The sequence below is a fragment of the Tabrizicola sp. genome (genome assembly GCF_030694085.1).
Classification (GTDB): domain Bacteria; phylum Pseudomonadota; class Alphaproteobacteria; order Rhodobacterales; family Rhodobacteraceae; genus Tabrizicola.
Genome location: NZ_JAUXZE010000045.1, coordinates 1 through 1,302, shown reverse-complemented (window position 1 = coordinate 1,302; position 1,302 = coordinate 1). Strand labels below are relative to the sequence as shown.

At 65.6% G+C, this 1,302-nt stretch carries 2 protein-coding genes and 2 pseudogenes; all 4 read right to left on the bottom strand.

All coding sequences use genetic code 11. The features are described from left to right. Positions 1-312: pseudogene (locus Q8M85_RS11245) on the bottom strand (phage tail tape measure protein); the annotation flags it as partial. Continuing rightward, entirely contained in the window at positions 305-466 is a 162-nt protein-coding gene (locus tag Q8M85_RS11240) for a hypothetical protein (protein ID WP_305544328.1), read from the bottom strand. The pseudogene Q8M85_RS11245 and the gene Q8M85_RS11240, both read right to left, overlap by 8 nt. Positions 467-534: 68 nt before the next feature. Further along, positions 535-972 carry a hypothetical protein gene (locus tag Q8M85_RS11235; protein ID WP_305544326.1) on the bottom strand — a complete coding sequence of 146 codons (438 nt, stop codon included), beginning with the start codon at positions 970-972 and terminating at the stop codon, positions 535-537. 96 nt (positions 973-1,068) lie between these two features. Next, positions 1,069-1,302, bottom strand: a pseudogene (locus Q8M85_RS11230) (IS256 family transposase); the annotation flags it as partial.

Genomic DNA, 1,302 nt, shown 5'->3' with positions numbered 1-1,302 from the left:
GCCAGCCCATGTCAGCACCTGCAGGCTTTCGACCGTGGTCTTCAGCGATGCCGCCATGTCCGCCTGTGCGCCGATGGTCTCGAGGCCCGACCGAACCATCGCCACGCCAGCCGCAGCCGCCGCTACCGTGACGGCGGCCAGTGCAATCCCGGCCTTGCGGGCAAAGCTGGCCAGCCGCGTGTTGGCCAGTTCCATCTCGGTCGAAAGACGCCCAAACCCTCTAGCACCCGCATCCCCGATGCCTTCCAGCTCGGCGCGCACCTGGCGGCCGCCTTCCGCCACGAGGCGGACAGAGACCCGTTTTTCAGCCATCGCGGCCTCCTTCCATCTGTTCGTTCAGTTTGCGCGCCATGACAGCCTCGATCTCGGGCAGCAGTTCGGCGGTGATCAGGGTGTCGATCCCGAGGGCACCGGCCATGGCGAGGGCTGCGCCCATGTCCCAGCCCAGCACGGCACCGGGGATCACCCGGAGCTGGCCGCCGAGGCGGCCGACAAGATCCCAGACCTGCCAACCCTCGGGGGTCTGCGGGCGGTTCAGTCTTGCGGGGCAGTCGGGGCAGGAAGCTTGGCAGGCCGCGCAGTATCGGTCGCCCCCGCCGAAGGACCAGTCGGCGAGGGCGCGGAGACGTTTTTTTCCGCGTCCAGGATCAAGCCCTTGGCAACATACATGGTCTGGAAGGCCTCGAAGACCGGCCAGACTTCCAGCAGGGCGTCGATCCCCTCCGGGGTGACGGGCACAATTATGCCCATGGCATCACCCACACCTTCCCAATCCAGCACTGCGCGCCGGGCCACGGCCTTGGCCATGGCGAGGGCCAGCGCCTCTTGGCTGGCACCTTCCGGCAAGGCTTCGATTGCCGGATCGGCCCGGGCCGAGACCATCAGGGCGGTGGTGAGGGGGCCAACCAGCAGGCGCAGGCCAGGGGCGAGGTCCAGCCATTGTGGCGTGGCGGTCAGATTCAAACGGATCATGATCAATATCCTGCGAGGGTGTTGACGAGAACGGCGGTGCACATACGGGCGGGGCTGGCGGCCTTGAGCTATGACCGAAAGTTGGTGACGGTTTGATCAGGCGGCTTTGAATTCGTGCTTGATGCCGTCGCGGAATTCAACCCCCTGGATGATTTCGGGCAGGCGGTTCTGACCATCGAGTTTGCGCCATTTCTTCCTGGCCGACAGCATCAGCTGGTGGGTCATCGCTAGCGCCGTCTGGCGGCTCAGGCAGCCTTTGGCCTTGGTGGTGCGATGCCGGACGGTGGCAAAGGTGCTCTCGATGGGGTTTGTTGTGCGGATGTGCTTCCA

Bases quoted from the DNA above. Each gene is read 5' to 3' on its own strand.
- Q8M85_RS11235 (WP_305544326.1), bottom strand. From the start codon at position 972: ATGATCCGTTTGAATCTGACCGCCACGCCACAATGGCTGGACCTCGCC.